Genomic DNA, 1,540 nt, shown 5'->3' on the forward strand with positions numbered 1-1,540 from the left:
GGCCAGCGCCAGCGCGTGGCCATCGGCCGCGCGATCGTGYGCAAGCCGGGCGTGTTCCTGTTCGACGAGCCGCTGTCGAACCTGGATGCAGCGCTGCGCGTGCAGATGCGCGTGGAGCTCTCGCGCCTGCACCAGGAACTGAAGACCACGATGGTCTACGTGACGCATGACCAGGTGGAGGCGATGACGCTGGCCCACCGCATCGTCGTGCTCAACGCAGGCCGCATCGAGCAGGTGGGCACGCCGATGGAGCTGTACCACCGGCCGGTGAACCGCTTCGTCGCCGGCTTCATCGGCTCGCCGAAGATGAACTTCATCGGCGGCACGCTGACGGGCACCAACACGCAACTGGCCCACGTCGCGCTGGACGACGGCTCGGCGGTGACGGTGGCCGCCGATGCGGCCTCGGTCCCGGCCGGCTCCAAGGTCACCGTCGGCCTGCGCCCGGAGCACATCGAGGCGAGCACGCAGGCGCGCGAGGGCGCGATGCGCGCGCACGTGCAGCTGGCCGAGCACCTGGGCGACACCACCTACCTGCACGTGACGCTGACCGGCGCCACCGACGCGATGACGATCCGCACCGCCCCGGACAACCCGCTGAAGACCGGCGACACCGCATACCTCAGTTTCCCGCCGCAGCGCGGCTTTCTGTTCGACGACCAGGGGCGCACGCTCCCCGGCGCCGGCTGAAGGCGGCGCAGGCGTTCGACGGCCCACGAGGCCACCACAGGAGACACGACGATGAGCACCACCCGACGACTCCCTCTCGCAATGCTGGCCTCGGCCGCGGCGTTGGCCCTCGCAGGCACGCTGCCGCTCGCCGCGCACGCCGCCGAGCCCGGCAAGCTGCTGATCTGGATCAACGGCGACAAGGGCTACAACGGCCTGGCCAAGGTGGGCGAGGAGTTCACCGCCAAGACGGGGGTGCAGGTGGTGGTGGAGCACCCGGAGGACGCACCCAACAAGTTCCAGCAGGCGGCGGCGGCCGGCAAGGGCCCGGACATCTGGATCTGGCCGCACGACCGCATCGGCGAGTGGATTGCCGGCGGCCTGCTGCAGCCGGTGGCGCCGAGCAAGAAGGTGCTGGCCGACCTGGACCCGCTGGCGGTCAAGGCGTTCGCGGTGGGTGGTAAGCAATGGGGCTACCCGATGTCGATCGAGGCGGTCTCGCTGGTCTACAACAAGGCGCTGGTGCCGACCCCGCCGAAGACCTTCGACGAGGTGATCGCGCTGGACAAGAAGCTGTCCGCGTCCGGCAAGAAGGCGATCCTCTGGGACTACAACAACACCTACTTCACGTGGCCGCTGCTGGCCGCCGGTGGCGGGTATCCATTCAAGCTGAAGGCGGACGGCAACTTCGACCCGGCCGACACCGGCGTCAACAACGCCGGCGCGCTGAAGGGCGCGGAGCTGCTGAGCAAGCTCGTCAAGGACGGCGTGATGACCAAGGGCGCCGGCTACGCCGAGATGGAAGCGGGCATGGCGCAGGRCAAGGTCGCGATGATGATCAACGGCCCGTGGTCGTGGGACAACCTCAAGA

Annotated in this window: 2 protein-coding genes; both read left to right on the forward strand. The window is 69.1% G+C overall.

Annotated features, from left to right (window positions below):
- Positions 1-690 (forward strand): ABC transporter ATP-binding protein (locus AC1D12_RS32970; protein WP_477845330.1); only part of this gene is annotated, 690 nt, incomplete at its 5' end.
- Between the two features lie 51 nt (positions 691-741).
- Positions 742-1,540 (forward strand): maltose/maltodextrin ABC transporter substrate-binding protein MalE (malE, locus tag AC1D12_RS32975; protein WP_477845331.1); only part of this gene is annotated, 799 nt, incomplete at its 3' end.

Source organism: Rhizobacter sp. P1_G5, assembly GCF_056405435.1.